General features: G+C 50.9%; 1 protein-coding gene. It reads left to right on the top strand.

The annotated features are described in order from the left end of the window. On the top strand, window positions 1-1,112 hold a 1,112-nt coding region (locus OB13_RS19795), incomplete at both ends, for a M61 family metallopeptidase (protein ID WP_461491913.1).

Here is a 1,112-nt window from a genome sequence, read left to right as displayed (position 1 = left end):
CGTTAACCGCTCTGGCTGCGGAACTCACCTATACCTTGTCGATGCCGGCGCCTCATACCCATTATTTTGAGGTGGAAGTAGCGTTGAAAGGAGCTAAAAAGAACTACATCGATTATAAAATGCCGGTTTGGGCACCCGGATCTTACCTCGTGCGGGAGTTTGCCAAAAACGTAGACAGCTTTACGGCTACCGACAAAGCCGGCAAAGCCCTTCGCTACGAAAAGATAAACAAAAACACCTGGCGCGTTTATAGCAATAAAGCCGACGCGGTGCAGGTAAAGTATAAGGTATATGCTTTTGAAATGAGCGTGCGGACGAGTTTTCTGGATGCGGCCCATGGCTATGTCAACGGCACGAGCATGTTCATGTATCCCGACGGTTACCAGGATCAGAAAGGCACACTGGTCGTGCAGCCGTTCAAAGACTGGAAAAAAGTATCAACCGGGCTGAAAAGTACCGGTACCTATACCTATACCTTCCCGAATTACGATGTGCTGGCTGACTCTCCGCTGGAGATCGGCAACCACGAAGTGCTCAACTTTGAGGTCGGCGGAGTTCCCCATGAAATAGCCATGTACGGCGAAGCCAATTATGAGCCGAAGCAGTTGCTGGCTGATATGAAAAAGGTGGTGGAAGAATGCATCAGCCTGATGGGCGAACTGCCTGTTGACCGCTATGTATTCATTGTGCACAACCTACACAAAGGCGGTGGCGGACTCGAGCACCTTAACTCTACCACTTTGCAGACAAGCCGCTGGAGCTATGGCACCGAAAAAGGGTATACAGGCTTTATGAGTCTGGTGGCGCACGAATACTTCCACCTCTGGAACGTGAAGCGCCTGCGACCGGCACCACTCGGTCCGTTTGACTACGACAAGGAAAACTATACCCGGCTGTTGTGGGTATCGGAAGGGATCACCAGCTATTACGATGACCTGATCACGCAACGGGCAGGGCTGATGGAACCGCAGAATTACCTCAATGTAGTGGCGGGCAGCATCAACTCAGTAGAAAATATGCCCGGCAACAAGATCCAGACTTTGAGTGAGTCGAGTTTAGATGCCTGGATCAAGTACTACCGCCGCAATGAGAACTCAAACAATGCCGAGACT

It is taken from the genome of Pontibacter sp. HJ8 (assembly GCF_054824225.1).
The sequence above is the reverse complement of the archived record's forward strand: the minus strand, read 5'-3'. Positions and strand labels throughout refer to the sequence as shown.